Here is a 17,073-nt window from a genome sequence, read left to right as displayed (position 1 = left end):
GCCGCGGCTCTCTGCCCCTTCTCAGGGAAGCTTGTTCCCAAAGACTGAAAGAGGACTCCTGTGGGAAAGGTGATTTCGCTTCGGGCCCTGAAAAAGGAGCTCGCTGCCCTTCGCGCCGCCGGCCGTCGCGTGGTCTTCACCAACGGCTGTTTCGACATCATCCACGCAGGCCACGTGCGCTACCTGAGGAAGGCCCGCTCCCTGGGCGACGTGCTCGTAGTGGGGCTCAACAGCGATTCGTCGGTCCGCGCCGTAAAGGGTCCATCGAGGCCCGTCGTGCCCCAGGCCGAAAGGGCCGAGGTCCTCGCGGCCCTCGTCCCTGTCGACTACGTCGTCATCTTCGGCGAGCCTACGCCGGAGAAGCTGATAAGGGCCGTCGTGCCCGATGTGCTCGTCAAGGGCGCCGACTGGAAGGAAGGGGAGATAGTGGGCGCCTCCGTGGTGAAGGCCGCCGGCGGACGGGTCGCGCGCGTAAGGCTCCTCAAGGGGCGCTCGACGACGAACATCATAGAGAAGGTGCTTGCCCTCGGGGCCGCGGCGGGGAGGGGCGGGCGGAAAAAGGGGTGTGAGTGATGAGGCGACTGTTCACGGCGCTGGGCCTGGCTTTTGCGGTCCTTGCGGCCGGTTGTGACGACGGCGGTTCGACCTACCTGCCGGTGGTGAAGCCGGGGCATCCCGCCCCGGACTTCCAGATAAAGGACATGGACGGCGAGGTCTTCAGGCTCTCGAACGAAAGGGGCCGCGTGGTCGTGCTCTACTTCTGGCGTTACAAGTGCGAGGAGTGCGTGGAGGGACTGGAGTCGCTGGAGAAGCTCTACCGCCGCTACCGCGACAGGGGCCTCGAGGTGGTGGGCGTGGACGCCGACTCGGTGCACAGCGCCACGCGCCACGAGGTCAGGGATCTGATGGAGCGGCGGCGGTTGAGCTTTCGCGTCATCTACGACGAGAACGGCTTCGTCGCCGAGGCCTTCCAGGTGATGAAGGCGCCGGCGGCCTATGTCATCGGCCGCGACGGCGTGCTCGTCGGCATAATCGAGGGGGCGCGGCAGTGGACCGGCCCCGAGGCGACGGCGCTCGTGGAAGCGGCCCTCGAAGGGTCGGCCGCAGGAGGCGGCGGTAGATGATGGAGGGGGAAGATGGTGTGCCCCCACGCTTTTTTTTTTGCTATAATATAAGGAACCCCTGACCAATTATCCTGTGGGAAACTTTCTGCAGAAGGGCCGCAGGCCCGCGTCCCCCCTCGCCCCATCGTATGTTATTCGGAACTTCGGCTGTACCGGGGAGTTCGGGCCGCGCCAGGCGGGGTTGTTACGCCTTTGCGGCCCGAACTCCCCGGTACAGCCCCAGTGGCAGCCGGCGCGGGCAACCTGGGGGAAACTTTCTGAAGAAAGTTTCCCCCAGACCCCCTTCAAAGACTTTTAACTTGGGCTTAAGGACCTCGTTTCCTCAGCGATCATGAGAACCAACGCGGCTCGAAGAGCAAACAAAAAGTTTTTGGAGGGAGTCTGAGGGAACCTTTTAACGCGAGTTGGTTTCCCCCCTGTTTTGCCAGGCAAAACAGGGGGAAGCCAACTCGTATTGAAAGTCTTTGGAAGGGGTCCGGGGAAGCCTTTCTTCAGAAAGGTTTCCCCGGGAGGCGGCCGGGAAGATGAACGTAAGCGGCATAGTCCTGAACGTCTACAACTTTTACGGCGGCGAAGAGGCCATTGACGTCACCGGGGTGAGGGACCCCCTGCCCGGTTACGCCGTAGACGGCGACGCTGCGCGCGAGCGTGGCGATCCATCGACGCAGCGCGACGTCATAGAGCTCGCCAGGCATGGGAGGGTGTGGAGCTCCGTGGGTCGAAGCGGCGAGGAGTCCGTTTACAGGCGGCCCGCGAGGCAGCGCACCGCGGGAGCGGCCGGCGGGGCCTATTCGACGTACAACTCCAGGGGCCTGTGGGAAGGACGGGAAGCGCGGAGGGGAACTATTCTCGATGTGTACGCGTGAGGGGGCGGTACTGCTTATGCTTTATCATGTAGGTCACTGAAAGTCCCGTAGATCAAAGCCTATAGCCTTGGCTTCTCGCTTCAAAAACCATGTGAGACAACGGTTTTCAATTTTTTGATGCAAATTTTTGACTGTGGTTCCTGCAAGAAGATTCACGAGTGTCAGCAATGTAACTGCGGCCAACCCCATAATTAAAGACCAACCTAAAAGAGGATTTTTTGACGTGAATCCAACACCTTTAATAAGACCGAGGACAATAAGAACTATCAGCAAAACAGTTATAGTCACAGCAAGAATTTTTGCTTTTCGACGACATCGCAAGAAAAGCTTTTCCTGAATCTGCATCCTCTCTTGGCGCTCTGAAACTAATTCTTCTCGAGTCTTGCGATGGGCGGCTTGCTCGGCTGTTAGTTTTTCGCTCTCCTCCTTCTTGATTTCTTCTGAAACACGCCGTAATGTCTCAGTGACCGTTTCTTCAGTAAGTGCTGTTTCTTCCCCTAACGTCAGGCTCATCATCTCCTCTTGCGCAAGCGTGTTGCTTCGGAGGAGTTGATGGTCGCGTTTAGAGATTTTGCCCTGTTGTTCTAACTTCTCAACCTCAGATAGAAACTTGTCAAGCAACTCCTTAGAAGGCTGAAGTGCTGCATAAGAGTATGCAAGTATCTCGATGGTCGGTAACGACGGCGCATCCATCGGAGCTTTCAACCAGGCCATGTTTGCAAGACTGAAATCGGTAATCACAGGCGATACCTCACGTGATTCTTCATGCCTCTTACCATATTTATATGCTGCTCGTGCGAATCCTGAGTTACTGGTTACGAGAATTGCGCGGCATTTTTCCACAATCGAGGGCGAAGAATTCTTTCTGAGGACATAGATACTGCGTACAGAGTTGATGTCGTAATCCTTGGCACGTGGATTAAAATATGACACCTCGTCCTTAAGCACCTCGGTAAAAGCTTTTTCATCGATTTGAAATTTTTCAATATATTCTGGTGTGTCTTTAACTTCAATTCCTGCCTCGGCGAGCTGCCCATCGATCTGTCCTGCCAAGACTAGCAGATCGGATTTTGTGGTGCCTTTGCGTTTTGCTTCCATAACAATAGCCCCGCGGCCATCCCTTGAGTCGATACTCTTGGCTACACTCCTAAGGACATGCTCCAGTTCGTCACGGGAATGTGAGAATGTAGCAATTGTCCCACCAAGATTATTCAGAAGTCGAATTATTTCTTTCACTGCCACCAGCTTTGGCTCACCCTCAAGTCCAAACCGTCGTATCAACAATGGGGTGTCTAAGTAAAAAGTGACACCCTTGTAAGATTTGGGGGCACTTTGGAGATCTGGGCAAAGTAATGCGTTTGCCAGCATATGTCCCTGAAGCACCACGAGGAAACTTTCAAAACGTTCTGGGTTATTACGTTGCAGATGTAGGACATATTTACTGACCAGCACAATGTGTCTATGATGTTTTCCCACGACAGTTGGAATAGCCGTACCTCTCAGATATGCACGAAGACAAGTAATATTGAATTCTTCCAAGAATGCACACATTGCCTTCACTGCCTCATCTTCAGTTGAGATCGGTTTGGCGGTGCTTTTTGAGAATTCCATTAGACCTAAAACCACTGCCTGGATGTGCCGGTCTGCTTCGCTTTTCCTTATGGCAATTCCAGGGTCCGGTAAAGTACCCGTTATGTGATATACTCCGGCATCTTTTTTGAGTAAATGCCTCCGTGCGATGCGCTTCAAAAGAATCTGAACAACGCGTTCTGGAATCTTAAGGCCGAATTGTTCACGGAGATGATTGCTGACCCCTACGTCAGTCACAGGATCGGGCTTCTGGTCAACAAGTACTTGCAGTATAAAAGGGCGCAAATATTCGAGATAGTCGTTACCCTGATCAACGCTGACCTTCAGCATTGCAAGACTTGTCAAAGTGGCAACATTACTCATGTCACACTCTCCACAAGCTTCTCCGCATCCTTCACCCTCACCTCGCCGGAGATGAGTTTGGGCAGAAGCGCATCGCGGATGGCGGCGAGGGTCACAGATTTCTTCAATCTATAATACTCCCCAAAATTTGTACAGAGGTATTTGGTGTATGATAGGTTGCTGAAACCTGTAAAGAAGGCAGGCGAGATGAAAAAGAACCACGACTCTGCATTCAAGGCGAAGGTGGCGCTTGAGGCTATGAAGGGGGAAAAGACGATGCCCAGCTCGCAAGCGAGTACGGGGTCCATCCGAACCAGATAGGGCAGTGAAAAAACGTTTTTTAAGGAGCTTCTGTCGCTTTTCTCGGACAGGCGCAAGAGGGAGGAGAAGGAGACCCGGGCCGAGGCGGACGAGCTTTACCGGCAGATCGGCCAGCTTAAGGTGGAGCTCGACCGGCTCAAAAAAGTTTGCACTTCGAGACAACATAAGGGAAGCTCTGATTTATTGCACTGCCCGCGCCGGCTGCCTCGGGGGAGTGTAGCGGGGGGTTCGGGCCGCAAAGGCGTAACAACCCCGCCTGGCGCGGGCCGAACTCCCCGGTACAGCCGAAGATCCGAATAACTTACGATTGGGCGAGGGGGGGACGTGGGCCTGTGGCCCTCGGGCCTATGGCCCTTCTGCAGAAAGTTTCCCCCAGGGCAATTAATCAGGGTTTCCATAACCCGAGATGAGGGGGCTATGCCCCTTTTTCAAGAAAGTTTCCTTCTCCTTCCCGGCGTCGCGGTCCCTCACGCCCTCTGCTCCCTCGCCCTCCCCGCAAAGAACGCGCCAGCCGCCGTGGCGGCGACCCCTTTCAGGAGTATGGGCGCCGCGTAGGCGACGGCGTGGAGCAGAGGGGCCGCCACGGCCCGTTCGCGCAGCAGGGACATGACGTAGGCGAGCCTGCGCCTGCGGTCCCCGGCCAGGGCCTTCACTATCTCGGCCCGGCAGGAGAGCGCCGAGAGCCGCTCCGTGCCCAGGCGCTCGCCCAGCTCCATGACGCTGTCGAGATCGATCGTCACGCCCCGGACAAAACCGTCGTCACCGGTCCTGCGGGCCAGGACGGACCGCCTGACGCCCTCCTGGCGGATGAAAAAGTCTATGTTCCTGCCCGGCGAGTGGCGTATCCTTATGGTAAGCTCCCCGAAGAGCCGCAAAAGAAGCGGCGCCTCGGCCTCGAAGGTGCGCTCGAGCCCCTCGGCGCCGGCGGCTATGGCCTCGAAGAGATACTCCTTTATCTCCTCTCTCGACGCGCTCCTGTCGACGGCGAAGACGGCGTAGAGCCCGAGGAGCCTGAAGAGCGGCGGCAGGGCCATGTCGAAGAACCTCTTCTTGCGCAGGAAGGAGTGCCTGTTGTAGAACCTCCCCCACACGCGGGCGTACATGCGCTTGAGCGTGGCCCTGTCCATGCCCCTGGTCTCGACGACGGTGCAGAAGTTGTTGTAAAGGTCCCAGTCGCGGCTCCTTATCTTCCCTTCGCGCTCGAACTCGCTGAATACGGCCGTGCCCGGATAGGGCGTCATGACCATGAAGACCGCCTGCCTCAGCCCCAGGGCCCGGGCGTACTCGGGGTAGCGCTCCGTCTCCTCGACGGTCTCGTTGTAGTGGCCTATGATGAAGTAGCCCTGGCTCTTTATGCCGTGACGGGTGAGTATCTCCACGGCCCGGCGGCAGGCGTCGTCGCTGTTCTTCTTCTTCATGAGCCGCAGCGTCTCGGCGTTGGGGCTCTCGATGCCGAGGCTCACGTTGGAGAGGCCCACGCGCCTGAGCTTGGCCATGACGGCCTCGCCGCGCACGATGTCCTCGGCCCTCGTCTCGGTCCAGAGCTTGAAGTTGGTGAGCCCCCGCTCGAGCATGAGGTCGCAGAGCCTGTCCACGCGCTTTATGTTGGTCAGGAAGTTTGCGTCCCATATCTTTATGAGTTTTTTTCTGCGGGGGTCGTGGAGGAGCGCCAGTTCTTCGACGACGTTTTCGGGGCTGCGGGCCCGCCATCGCTTGTTTACGGTGTCGTTGGCGCAGAAGGTACAGCGCCAGGGGCAGCCGCGCGAGGTGTAGACCGTGTCGATGGTGTAGTCGCCGCCCTCCTCGCCGAAGCGGCGGGGCCGGGCCGAGCGCAGCGGAAAGGGGAGGGCGTCGAGGTCCCCTATGACCGGGCGGCCGGGGTTCACCTTCACCCGGCCGTCCTCCATGTAGGCAAGCCCCGCCACCTCGGACGACGGGCCCTTTATAACCAGGTCCCTGAAGGCGCCCTCGCCCTCGCCGAGGATGACGGCGTCGACCCATGGGCTTCGCAGGACCTCCTCGTAGAGGGCCGTGGGGTGGTAGCCGCCCATGACGACGTACTTGCCGGCCCGCTTGGCCGCCTCGGCAAGGCGCATGGCGTTGTTGAAGGCGCCGGTCATGGACGAGATGCCCACGAGGTCCACGGGGCGGCTCCTGAGATGCTCGTCGAACTCCCGGTAGGCCGCCTCGCCCTTGTAGAAGTCCACGGGTATGGAGACGCTCTCGACCTCGTCCTTCACCACGGCGGCGAGATAGCACAGCTCGGTGAGGTCCGATACGTCCTGGGGGTGGGGGACGTCGCTTGCCTGGGGGGCCTTGAGCAGGACGATGTTCCTGAAACAGGCCATGTGTCCCGCCTCCTTGTCGGAGATGAAGCCGGAAGGTTCCGCACTCCACCGGGGGAAACTTTCTGTAGAAGGGCCACAGGCCCACGTTTCCCCCGGCGGAGTGCGGCGGATCTACCTGAAGACGATCTCCTTTATGTGGATCGCGTCGATCCTGTAGGAGCCGAAGCTCGTCGTGCCCGTGAGCTTTTTGTGGGCCTCCAGGGAGACGCCGATGACCTCGCCGCTTTTGAGCGTCACCTGGAAGTCGGCCAGTCCCTCCCCGCCCTCGCCTACGAACTCGACCTTCCTCACCTTCTCGAAGGGTATGGAGACGGCGCCCTTGCCGCGCAGGCCGGAAAAGAAGGTCTGCCCGTCCCAGCTTACGTTTCTGCACTCGGTGGCGATATCCTGTGAATCGATTATGGTGGCCCTGAAATCGACGTCGGGCAGGGGCACCTCCGGACCGGGCACCCGGCCCATGCCCACGAGAAGCGTCCAGCAGAGGGCGGCGAAGAGAACGGTTAAAGGCCCTTTCGTCCTGTCCATCGAAGACCTCTTGCACGCAGGGATTGGGCGGGCGGAACCCCCGCGCCGTGGGGCCGGCCGGAGAAGGCCGGCCCGCTGCTTGCGTACCGGAAATTATCGGCCCTCGCCCCTCGAAAGTCAAGGGAAAAGGCCTCCCGCCCAGGGCTGCGCCGCCTCTTCGCGCCCGGCGGGCAGGCCGTCCTCCGCGCCGCCGGGCTAAAGCCGCGGCCCCGCCGTACCGATAAAAAATAACGATTGACTTTTTCCCGCTCCATATATAACATATTTCGCCATGTCCGCTGAGACCAAAAAACCCAAAGCAACCTCGACGGCCGGAAAGAAGACGAAGGCCGCCGAAAAGCCGGCCAAAAAGCCGTCCGGCGCCGCGACCTCCAGGACCGGAGCCAGGAAGCAGGCCGCCAGGGGCGCCGCTGCGCCCCGGTCCGCCCGCAAGGCCAGGACCAAGGGCAAACCCTCTTTCACAGAGGAGATGATCGCCCGCCTCGAGGCCGAAAAACAGCAGATACTCCAGGAAGTCGCCCAGAAGATGCGCAGCGAGAGCGACACCCACAAGTTCGAGATAGGCGATATCTACGACATCGCGAGCAGCGAGCGCGAGCGCGAGCTGGCGCTCACGCTCGGCAACCGCGACCGCGAAAAGATCGCCGAGATCGAAGACGCCCTGGAAAGACTGCGCGACGGCACCTACGGCGACTGCGAAGAGTGCGGCGAACCCATCACCGAGGGAAGACTGCGGGTCATGCCCTTTACGCGACTGTGCGTGGAGTGCAAGTCGCGGGACGAACGGCTCCGCCACGTCAGAGGCCGCCACGAAGAAGAAACCGGCCTGGGCATCATCGAGCGCTCCGAACTCGAGGAAGAAGAGTTTTAAAGAGACTCCGATTTATTGCCCTGAGGGAACCTTTTTGTAAAAAGGTTCCCTCAGACTCCCTCCAAAAACTTTTAACGCCCTGCGGTTCATCCCGATTTTGCTTGCAAAATCGGGATGAACCGCAGGGAATTAAAAGTCTTTGAAGGGGGTCTGGGGGAAACTTTCTACAGAAAGTTTCCCCCAGGGTAATTAATCAGAGCTTCCTTAAGGGGGCTTTCGCGGGCGGCGTTTTATCGAGGCAGGCCCCGGGCTCGTCCGGGAAGTGGCCGCTGGAGGTCTCCAGCCCCGTCATGGCCAGCATATTCCATGGAGAGCGGGGCCGCTCCGCGGCCCTCTACATCGCCGTAACGGCCTTTGTTGCCCTCGTCGTTACGGCGGCCTTTCTGCGCGCCCCCCAGCCTGAACGCTCCGTCGAGACCTACGCCCGTATCGCGATGGGCACGCTCGTGGAGGTAGCCCTTTACGACGGTGACCGCTCGCGCTTCGACGAGGCCGCCGAGGCCGCCTTCGCCGAGATCGAGAGACTGGAGGCCCTGTTAAGCGCCTACCGGCCCGACAGCGACGTGGCGCGCCTTGGCGCGGGCCGGGGTCCGGTGCGTGTGTCGGCCGAGACCGTGGAGGTCGTGGAGACGGCCCTTCGCATCGCCCGCCTGTCGGGCGGGGCCTTCGATCCCACGGTGGGTGTTCTCGGCGCCCTCTGGAGCTTCGACGGCAGTGAGCGCCCCGTCCCCTCGGACGGGGAGATCGAGCGGCTCCTTCCCCTTGTGGACTACCGCGGGATCGTCGTCGACGCAAGGGAATCGACCGTCGAGCTGCGCCGCGGCGGCATGGCCGTGGTGCTCGGCGGAGTGGCCAAGGGTTTTATCGTCGGCAGGGCCGTCGATGCGCTGAAAAGTCACGGCGTTACGGCCGGCATCGTGACGGCCGGAGGAGACATGACCGTCTTCGGCGGCTCGGGAAGACCCTTCACAATCGGCATACGCCATCCCCGCGCCCCGGGGCGGCTGCTCGGCGAGCTTCGCATCGCCGACGGCGCGGTGGCCACCTCCGGCGACTACGAGCGCTTCTTCATGAAGGACGGCGTGCGCTACCACCACATAATCGACCCCTCCACCGGCCGTCCGGCCCGCGCCTCGCAGAGCGCGACGGTCGTCGCCGCAGACCCCGCCCTGGCCGACGCCCTCTCTACGGCCATGTTCGTCATGGGGGCCGACCGGGCCGTGACGCTGGCCGACAGCCTCGACGGCGTGGAATGCCTCGTCGTCGACGCGCAGGGCGGCATACATATGTCGAAGGGCATGGAAGAGATGGCCGTCCTCGCCGCCCGGAAGACGCCCTGATTCGTCAATCAGAAGTCCATGACCGTCGACGAGATGCTGAGGAAGGCCCTCACCACCTCGGGGTCGAACTGCGTGCCCGAGCACCGTTTGAGCTCGAGGATTATCTCGTCCCTGGGGCGGCCCTTGCGGTAGGGTCGGTCGGCGCCCATGGCGTCGACCGTGTCGGCCACGGTGAGTATCCTTGCGAGCAGCGGTATCTCGCCGTCTTTCAGGCCGTCGGGGTAGCCGTTGCCGTCGAAGAACTCGTGGTGGTGGCGTATGGCCGGTATTATGCGGGTGAGCTGTTTTATGGGGGCCAGTATGCGGGCGCCCTGGACGGGGTGGAGCCTTATCATGTTGAGCTCCTCCTCGGTGAGCCCGGCCGGCTTGTCGAGTATGTACTCCTTTGTGGCCAGCTTGCCGATGTCGTGTAGGAGTCCGGCCAGTTCGAGGTCGCTGAGCTCGTCGTCGTCGAGACCCAGCACGCGGCCTATCTCGATGGCCATCCTCGTGACCCTGTCGGAGTGGCCCTTGGTCCATGGACTCTTGGTGTCTATGGCCTCGGAGAGGGTCTTGACGGTTCCGAGGAAGAGCTCCTCGAGGTCCTTTACGAGCCTTGCGTTGGAGAGGGCCAGCCCCACCTGGGAGGCGAGTTTTTCCACCGTCGAGAGGTCCTCGGGCGTGTAGGCCGCCGGCCGCCGGCAGCCGACGGTGAGCACGCCGGCGACCTCCTCCTTTATGATGAGGGGCGTCCTTATGTGGGAGAGCATCCCTTCGTCGAGGAGCATCCTTTCAAGGGCCGCGAGGTTATCCTCGTCTTCGCGCAGGTCGGCCGTGTACTGGGGCCTGCCCGTCTCGACCACATCGGTGGTGCTCGTGTCGGCAAAGGGCACGAAGTCGCCCTTTTTGAGCCCCTTCAGTCCGAAGCCCGCCTCGTAGACGAAGCCGCCGCGCTCCCTGTCGACGAGCGCGATGGTGGCCCTGTCGCAGGGCACCACCCGCGCCATCATGGCGGCAACGGACTCGAGTATCTCGCGGGGGTCGAGGGTGGAGAGTATGGAGCGGTCGATCTCGTGCATGACCTGGATGGTCTCTATCTTGCGCGACAGCGTCATCGTCTTGTCGAGCGCGCTCTTGTACTCCATGGCCTCCATGAGGGAGATGGAGACCTGGTGGGCCACGCCGTCCATGAGGCGGCGCTCCCGGTCGGTGATGGGCCTTGCGTCGCAGTCGCCCGTATAGACGCCCAGGAGAAAGCCGAGCAGCCTGTCGCGGCCATGAAGGGGTATGGCCGCGGCCCGGCACTTCCCTTCCAGGGGCTTGAGGGGCGGAAAGGCGAGGAGCTCCTCGTCGCGGGACTCGAGCACCACGCAGCTTGAAAGCTCCATGAGCCGTCGTGCAAGGGGGATATCGGCGTCCGGGTGGTTGAACCTGAAGGAAGGGGCCAGCTCGGCGGGCAGTCCGCACTCGCGGGCCGGCCTGAACACGCTGCGTTCGTCGTCCCAGAGGTAGGCGAGGCAGGCGTCGGCGCCGAGGATGTCCCTGACGGTGACGACCACCTTGGCCAGGAGCTGCTCCATGTCGCTCGAGCTCTCGGCTATCTCGAGCAGGCGGCGGTTTATGTCCGCCTCGAGCTTGAGGGCCTCCTCGGTGCGCTTGCGCTCGGTGATGTCGCGCAGGATGCCGGTGGCGCACCACTTTCCGCCGAGCTTGACGGCCGATATGGAGAGCTCTACGGGCACCTCCTCGCCGTCCTTGTGCAGGCCCGTCGTCTCCAGGGTCCTGCCTATGACGGGGCCTTCGCCCGTGCGGCGGAACGCCTCGAGCCCCTTGTAGATGGCCGTATGGTGTCTGTCCGGCGCTATGAGCCGGTGGAGTTCCCGCCCCACCGCCTCCTCCTCCGTGTAGCCGAAGAGCCGTCGAGACGCCTCGTTCCAGAAGGTGATCGTCCCCCTGTCGTCGATGATGACGATGGCGTCTCTCGCCGTGGCGCTCACGTTCCTGAAGCGCTCCTCGCTCTCCAGGAGCGCAAGCTTGGCCCGCCTCTCCTCGGTTATCTCCTCCATGATGCAGAGGGTGCTCTTCTTGACGGGCGAGCCTTCCTGCGAGGGGAAGATCGACGGGTAGCGCCTGACCCTGAAGACACGGTCGAGCCAGAGGAGCTCGATCTCGTCGGAGGCCCGCTCGTGCCTCTGGCCGGCCTCTCTGCTCCCGAAGGGGAACGGACCGTCGAGGCCGCGGAAGAGTTCGTGGTAGGGCCTGCCCATTATCTCCTTGTAGTCCTGTCCCACCAGTTCCTTGAAGGCCCGGTTGCAGCGCAGGACCCTGAGGTTCTCGTCGTGGGTGAAGAGGGGGTTGGGGATGGCGTCTATGATGGCCTCCCACTCCTCCTTGGCCTGGGCGATGAGGGTGGTGTTGAGGCTCAGGTCCCTTACCACGGCGTTGAGCGCCCCGACTCTGACGTGGTCCCTGGCGCGGGCGCTCTCGAGCTCGGCGCTCAGGCGCCGCACCTCGGCCTCGAGCTCTGCTATGCGTTTTTCAGCGTCCATCGAAACCGGCCCTCTTTTGGCGGGGGGATCCGTCCGGCTCATGACTCCCTATCGCCTTAAAGGAGGCGCGGCTTTAACGGGCTCTGTGATGCGGCGGCGGCGACGTTCAAGCCCCTTTGCCGGCACCTGTCTCCTCCTTCGGGTGGAAGCGGTTTCAACAATACGTTGACGCCTGCGTTGCAGGTATATATATTGAATTTACACTCGTTTCACTGAAGAGTCAACCGTATCCGGGCGGCGACGGCCGCCGGCATGCTCGTCCGCTTCAGGCGCAGGCGCCGGCTCCGAAGGCCGCGCTACGGCTCGCCGTAGCGCTCCTCCTTCCAGGGGTCGCCGTGGTTGTGGTAGCCCCTCTTCTCCCAGAAGCCGGGCCTGTCTTCGGCCGTGAACTCGATGGCCGTGACCCACTTGGCGCTCTTCCAGAAGTAGAGGCGCGGCACCACGAGCCTTGCCGGGTAGCCGTGCTCTATGTCGAGGAGCTCGCCGTCGTGTTTTACGGCGATGAGGGAGTCGACGGCGAAGAAGTCGTCAAGGGGCAGGTTGGTCGTGAAGCCGCCGTGACCGTGGACGACGACGTGGCGGGCCGTGGGGTCGATCTCTACGAGTCCCCCCAGGGTCCTCGTGGAGACGCCCTCCCAGAGGTTGTCGAACCTTGACCAGCCGGTGACGCAGTGTATGTCCGAGCGCACCAGCACTCGCGGCAGCGCGAGGAAGGCGTCGTAGTCGAGCGTTCTCTCCGGCGCGCAGAGGCCGTGGATGCGGAGCCTCCAGCGGCGAAGCTCGATATCGGGCGGCTCGCCGTGGTGGAGCACGGGCCAGTCCGCCACGAGGCGCTGGCCCGGCGGCAGGCGGTCCCCGCCGCGCAGCGTGTCGGGACTTGTTATGACGCCGTCTTTCACCGGCCGTTGAGCTTCCAGTTGTAGTCCATGTACCTCACTCTCGGACCGGTTGCGATGAACTCCCTTGTCTCGGCGTCGACGAAGCGCGATATGTAGAAGAGCACGCCTCCGCGGGCGTCGAAGTCGGCGGCGAACCACTTGAAGATGGACGAGAGGTAGAGCGTGGAGCGGCCCCTGTCGGCGCGGAGCCCCTTGGTGGGGTCGGCGAGAAAGGTCCGCGCCGCATCGTTGAGCTGGCGGTTGAGGCGGTCGGCCCTGTAGGGCTCGTCGCGCAGGTCGGGACAGCTCAGCGAGGCGCAGACGATGGCGAAGTGTATCCTCGGCTCGTTCATCTTCCTCAGTATGGAGTGCTCGATCTCGTCGAGCGAGTAGGCCCTCCCGCCCACCCGTCCGGCCTCCTTCTTCCACACGGGAGAGAATATGCCGCCCGCGTCCTTTATGCTCCTGAGGGGATAGTTGTCGACCACGACCTTTACGGCCATGATGTTGTAGACGTTTATCCAGAAGGCGAGCCTCGCCTCCCTCGTCGACAGGGCCGCCGGGTCGAAGCCGTCGAGCCTTGCAAGGAGCTCGCCGAAACGGCTGTCCGCCGAGACCGCCTTGTAATCGACGAGCACGGCCCTCACCCCGTCACGCTCGCCGCGGGAGAGATGGTCGTCGAGCAGCCCCTCCCAGAGCGAAAAGTCGAAGGCCCCTGCGGGCGACGCCGACAGGATAAGCATGAAGAAGACCAGATACCTCAATCCCATGACAACCTCAAACTTTTAAGGAAGTTCTGATTTATTGCGCTGAGGGAACCTTTTTGAAAAAGGGTCACAGACCCACGGTTCCCTCAGACTCCCTCCAAAAACTTTTGACGCCCTGCGGTTCATCCCGATTTGGCAAGCCAAATCGGGATGAACCGCAGGGAATTAAAAGTCTTTGAAGGGGGTCTGGGGGAAACTTTCTTCAGAAAGTTTCCCCCAGACTGCCCGCGCCGGCTGCCTCGGGGGGCTGTGCCGGGGGTTCGGGCCGCAAAGGCGTAAAACAATCCCGCCTGGCGCGGGCCGAACCCCCGGTACAGCCGAAGACCCGAATAACATGCGATGGGGCAGGGGGGAAACGCGGGCCTATGGCCCTGCTACAGAAAGTTTCCCCCGGTGTAACGAGTCAGGGTTTTCTTTTGATCATAGCCGCCCGAGGCCTTGGTGTCAACGCCCGCGCTTTTCGGCGGAAGCGCTTTACAGCCGCCGCCGCTTCTGTTAACCTTTTGTCATGCGGACCTTCAGGATCGCCATGGCCCAGATAAACACGTGCGTAGGCGACATAAGGGGCAACGCCGCCAGGATACGCGACTATGCCTCCAGGGCCGCCCGGGTGGGGGCCGACATGGTCGTCTTTCCCGAGCTCGCCGTCACCGGCTATCCTCCCGAGGACCTGCTGCTCAAGCCCAAGTTCATAAGCGACAACATCGAGGCCGTCTTCACGCTGGCCTGCCAGATCGAGGCCGTGACGGCGGTCATCGGTTTCGTCGACCGCCGCGACTACATCTACAACGCCGCCGCCGTGGTCCAGGGGGGGCGGGTGGCCGGCATCTACAGGAAGATGTTTTTGCCCAACTACGGCGTCTTCGACGAGGAGCGCTACTTCCAGCGCGGCGCCGCGGCGCTCAACGTCGTCGTCGGCGACACGACCGTGGGCGTGAGCATCTGCGAGGACATATGGTATCCCGAGGGCCCGGCGGCGGTCCAGGCCCTCGGCGGAGCCGAGGTGATAGTCAACATCAACGCCTCGCCTTACCACATGGGCAAGCTTGCGACCCGCGAGGAGATGCTCGCAACACGGGCTATGGACTACGAGGCGGTGGTCGTGTACTGCAACCTCGTGGGCGGTCAGGACGAGCTGGTCTTCGACGGCCGCAGCATGATACTCGACGAGGAGGGGAGGCTGCTGGCCCGGGGCGCGGCCTTCGAGGAAGACCTGGTCATAGCCGATCTCGATATCGAGGCCGTCGCAAGGAAGAGGCTGCGCGATACGAGACGGCGCTCCAAGGTCTCGGGGCTGGTGCGCGACGGCGGCCTCGAGGTGGTGGACCTCCACGGGGCGGTGAGAGAGGAGAGGAAGAGGCGGCAGGCGCCGGTCATCGCTCCGGCTCTCGGGCGCCTGGAGGAGGTGGCCGGGGCCCTCGAGCTCGGAACGCGCGACTACGTGGAAAAGAACGGCTTCGGCCGCGTGCTCGTGGGCCTGAGCGGCGGCGTGGACTCGGCGCTCGTGGCCGTCGTCGCCTCGGCGGCGCTCGGGGCCGGGCGGGTATCGACGGTCTACATGCCGTCGCGCTACTCTTCGCCCCGCAGCGGGGAGCTCGCCTCCGTGCTCGCCGCAAACCTCGGCACCAGCCACCGAACCGTGGCGGTGGACGACATCTTCGACGCCTACCTGAAGACCCTCGCTCCGGTCTTCGAGGACCGGCCGCCAGACGTGACGGAAGAGAACATCCAGGCCCGTATAAGGGGCAACATCCTCATGGCGCTGAGCAACAAGTTCGGCTGGCTCGTGCTGACCACGGGCAACAAGAGCGAGATGAGCGTCGGCTACGCCACCCTCTACGGCGACATGGCCGGCGGCTTCGCCGTCATAAAGGACGTGCCCAAGAGACTGGTCTACGAGCTCGCCCGCTTCTACAACGAGCGTGCGGGCCGCGAGCTCATCCCGGAGGAGATTCTGACGAGGGCCCCGTCGGCCGAGCTCCGCCCCGGCCAGACCGACCAGGACACGCTTCCTCCCTACGACGTCCTCGACGACCTGCTCAGGCACTACGTGGAGGAGGACCGCAGCCTCGACGAGCTCCTCGCGCTCGGCTTCGACAGGGAGGTGGCCTCGGCCGTGGTGCGGATGGTCGACCGGAGCGAGTACAAGCGCAGGCAGGCGCCGCCGGGCATAAAGATAACGCCCAAGGCCTTCGGCAAGGACCGGCGCATGCCCATAACCAACGGATATGGCGGGTAGGAGGAAGATATCGCCAAGGGCGGCGGCCCGCGCCGTCTTCAGGGAGGCCCTGAAGGCCGCCGATCCGGTCAAGGCCGTGAAGGCCGCCCTCTCGCTCGTGAAGGCGCGGGGCCGGACCCGCCTCAGGGCGGGCCGCTACAGCTACGACCTCGACTCGATTGAGGGGGTATACTGCATCGGTGCGGGCAAGGCGGCGGCCGCCATGGCGGCCGCCGTGGAAGGGGTGCTCGGCCGGAGGGTCGCCGGGGGCCTGGTCGTCACCAAGTACGGTCACGGCCGCCCCACAAGGCGCATAGAGGTCGTCGAGGCGGCCCACCCCATCCCCGACGAGGCCGGTCTCGCCGGTGCGCGGCGCATGATGGAGATCGCCCGCAAGGCCGGCGCAAGAGACCTCGTAATCTGCCTCGTCTCCGGCGGGGCCTCGGCCCTCGCTCCGGCGCCGCTGCCGGGCGTGACGCTCGCCCACAAGCAGGCGATGACCGAGCTCCTCGTGCGAAGCGGCGCCGACATATACGAGATAAACGCGGTGAGAAAGCACCTCTCCGTCATCAAGGGCGGCGGCCTTGCCCGTCTCATCGCCCCGGCCCGCACTCTCGCCCTCGTCATCTCGGACGTGGTGGGCGACGACCTCTCGACCATAGCGTCAGGGCCGGTCTCGCCCGACGAGACGACCTGCGCCGACTGTCTCGCGGTGCTCGAGCGGTACGGCATCGCCGAGAGGGCGCCGCGGGCGGTGCTCGATGGGCTGCGCTCGGGCCGCTTCGAGACGCCCAAGCCCGGGGACCCGATCTTCGACGGCGTGCGGGCCCTGCTCGTTGCGACCAACAGGTCGGCCCTCGCGGCGGCGGCACGCAGGGCCGGGAGCCTGGGGCTTCGGCCCGTGGTGCTCACCTCGACCATTACGGGCGAGACCCACGAGGCGGCGCGTTTTCTCGTCGCCGTGGCCCGCGAGGCGCTCTCTTCGGGCAACCCCGCAAGGCCTCCGGCCTGCATCCTCATGGGAGGGGAGACGACCCTTCGCGTAACCGGCGGGGGCCTTGGCGGCAGGAACCAGGAGTTCGCCCTCACGGCGGCCCTGGAGCTCGACGGCATCGACGGCGTCACGGTGCTGTCGGCCGGCACCGACGGCACCGACGGCCCCACCGACGCGGCCGGCGCCTTTGCCGACGGCGCAACCCTCGTGCGCGCCCGGGCCGCGGGCCTCGACGCCGCCGGCCATCTCGCCCGAAACGACTCCTACCGCTTCTTCGATACGCTCGGCGATCTTCTCAGGACCGGCCCCACGGGCACGAACGTGATGGACGTGATGATGGCCGTTGTGGGGAGGTGAGGGT

At 62.9% G+C, this 17,073-nt stretch carries 14 protein-coding genes; 7 read left to right on the top strand and 7 right to left on the bottom strand.

The window, feature by feature from the left end:
- Nucleotides 1-60 precede the first annotated feature (60 nt).
- From rfaE2 to ENJ37_03260, 3 genes are all read left to right on the top strand, one after another.
- Nucleotides 61-573 carry a D-glycero-beta-D-manno-heptose 1-phosphate adenylyltransferase gene (gene rfaE2 / locus ENJ37_03270; GenBank protein ID HHL39507.1) on the top strand — a complete coding sequence of 171 codons (513 nt, stop codon included), beginning with the start codon at nucleotides 61-63 and terminating at the stop codon, nucleotides 571-573.
- A complete protein-coding gene (locus ENJ37_03265) occupies nucleotides 573-1,124 on the top strand; it encodes a TlpA family protein disulfide reductase (protein ID HHL39506.1) in 552 nt (183 codons plus the stop codon). Before rfaE2 ends, ENJ37_03265 begins: the two co-directional genes overlap by 1 nt.
- A gap of 524 nt (nucleotides 1,125-1,648) precedes the next feature.
- Entirely contained in the window at nucleotides 1,649-1,990 is a 342-nt protein-coding gene (locus ENJ37_03260; protein HHL39505.1) for a hypothetical protein, read from the top strand.
- A gap of 33 nt (nucleotides 1,991-2,023) precedes the next feature.
- Here the strand turns inward: ENJ37_03260 and ENJ37_03255 are convergent, their stop codons facing one another.
- From ENJ37_03255 to ENJ37_03240, 4 genes are all read right to left on the bottom strand, one after another.
- Nucleotides 2,024-3,910, bottom strand: a complete 1,887-nt coding sequence (locus ENJ37_03255) for a hypothetical protein (protein ID HHL39504.1) — start codon at nucleotides 3,908-3,910, stop codon at nucleotides 2,024-2,026.
- A 29-nt stretch (nucleotides 3,911-3,939) separates the two neighbouring features.
- A complete protein-coding gene (locus ENJ37_03250) occupies nucleotides 3,940-4,230 on the bottom strand; it encodes a hypothetical protein (protein ID HHL39503.1) in 291 nt (96 codons plus the stop codon).
- Nucleotides 4,231-4,710: 480 nt separating this feature from the next.
- The gene (locus tag ENJ37_03245; protein HHL39502.1) at nucleotides 4,711-6,591 is read right to left on the bottom strand and encodes a radical SAM protein; all 1,881 of its coding nucleotides are present in this window, start codon (nucleotides 6,589-6,591) and stop codon (nucleotides 4,711-4,713) included.
- A gap of 111 nt (nucleotides 6,592-6,702) precedes the next feature.
- Nucleotides 6,703-7,116, bottom strand: a complete 414-nt coding sequence (locus ENJ37_03240; protein ID HHL39501.1) for a hypothetical protein — start codon at nucleotides 7,114-7,116, stop codon at nucleotides 6,703-6,705.
- Nucleotides 7,117-7,387: 271 nt separating this feature from the next.
- Between ENJ37_03240 and ENJ37_03235 the strand changes: the two genes are divergently transcribed.
- Entirely contained in the window at nucleotides 7,388-7,987 is a 600-nt protein-coding gene (locus ENJ37_03235) for a hypothetical protein (protein HHL39500.1), read from the top strand.
- A gap of 290 nt (nucleotides 7,988-8,277) precedes the next feature.
- A complete protein-coding gene (locus tag ENJ37_03230; GenBank protein HHL39499.1) occupies nucleotides 8,278-9,327 on the top strand; it encodes an FAD:protein FMN transferase in 1,050 nt (349 codons plus the stop codon).
- An 8-nt stretch (nucleotides 9,328-9,335) separates the two neighbouring features.
- Here the strand turns inward: ENJ37_03230 and ENJ37_03225 are convergent, their stop codons facing one another.
- The 3 genes from ENJ37_03225 to ENJ37_03215 all read right to left on the bottom strand — a co-directional run bounded on the left by ENJ37_03225 (nucleotide 9,336) and on the right by ENJ37_03215 (nucleotide 13,503).
- The gene (locus ENJ37_03225; GenBank protein ID HHL39498.1) at nucleotides 9,336-11,897 is read right to left on the bottom strand and encodes a PAS domain S-box protein; all 2,562 of its coding nucleotides are present in this window, start codon (nucleotides 11,895-11,897) and stop codon (nucleotides 9,336-9,338) included.
- Between the two features lie 254 nt (nucleotides 11,898-12,151).
- Nucleotides 12,152-12,772, bottom strand: a complete 621-nt coding sequence (locus ENJ37_03220; GenBank protein ID HHL39497.1) for a sulfite oxidase-like oxidoreductase — start codon at nucleotides 12,770-12,772, stop codon at nucleotides 12,152-12,154.
- Nucleotides 12,751-13,503, bottom strand: coding sequence for a DUF547 domain-containing protein (locus ENJ37_03215; GenBank protein ID HHL39496.1), 753 nt, complete (start codon nucleotides 13,501-13,503; stop codon nucleotides 12,751-12,753). The genes ENJ37_03220 and ENJ37_03215 overlap by 22 nt, the downstream gene beginning before the upstream one ends.
- A 505-nt stretch (nucleotides 13,504-14,008) precedes the next feature.
- Between ENJ37_03215 and ENJ37_03210 the strand changes: the two genes are divergently transcribed.
- Nucleotides 14,009-15,739 carry an NAD+ synthase gene (locus tag ENJ37_03210; protein ID HHL39495.1) on the top strand — a complete coding sequence of 577 codons (1,731 nt, stop codon included), beginning with the start codon at nucleotides 14,009-14,011 and terminating at the stop codon, nucleotides 15,737-15,739.
- Nucleotides 15,729-17,069: a glycerate kinase gene (locus ENJ37_03205; protein ID HHL39494.1), complete on the top strand. Its 1,341-nt coding sequence runs from the start codon at nucleotides 15,729-15,731 to the stop codon at nucleotides 17,067-17,069. Before ENJ37_03210 ends, ENJ37_03205 begins: the two co-directional genes overlap by 11 nt.
- Nucleotides 17,070-17,073: the final 4 nt, after the last annotated feature.

This window comes from Deltaproteobacteria bacterium, assembly GCA_011375175.1.
Classification (GTDB): domain Bacteria; phylum Desulfobacterota; class GWC2-55-46; order GWC2-55-46; family DRME01; genus DRME01.
This window is presented reverse-complemented; position numbering and strand designations above follow the sequence as displayed.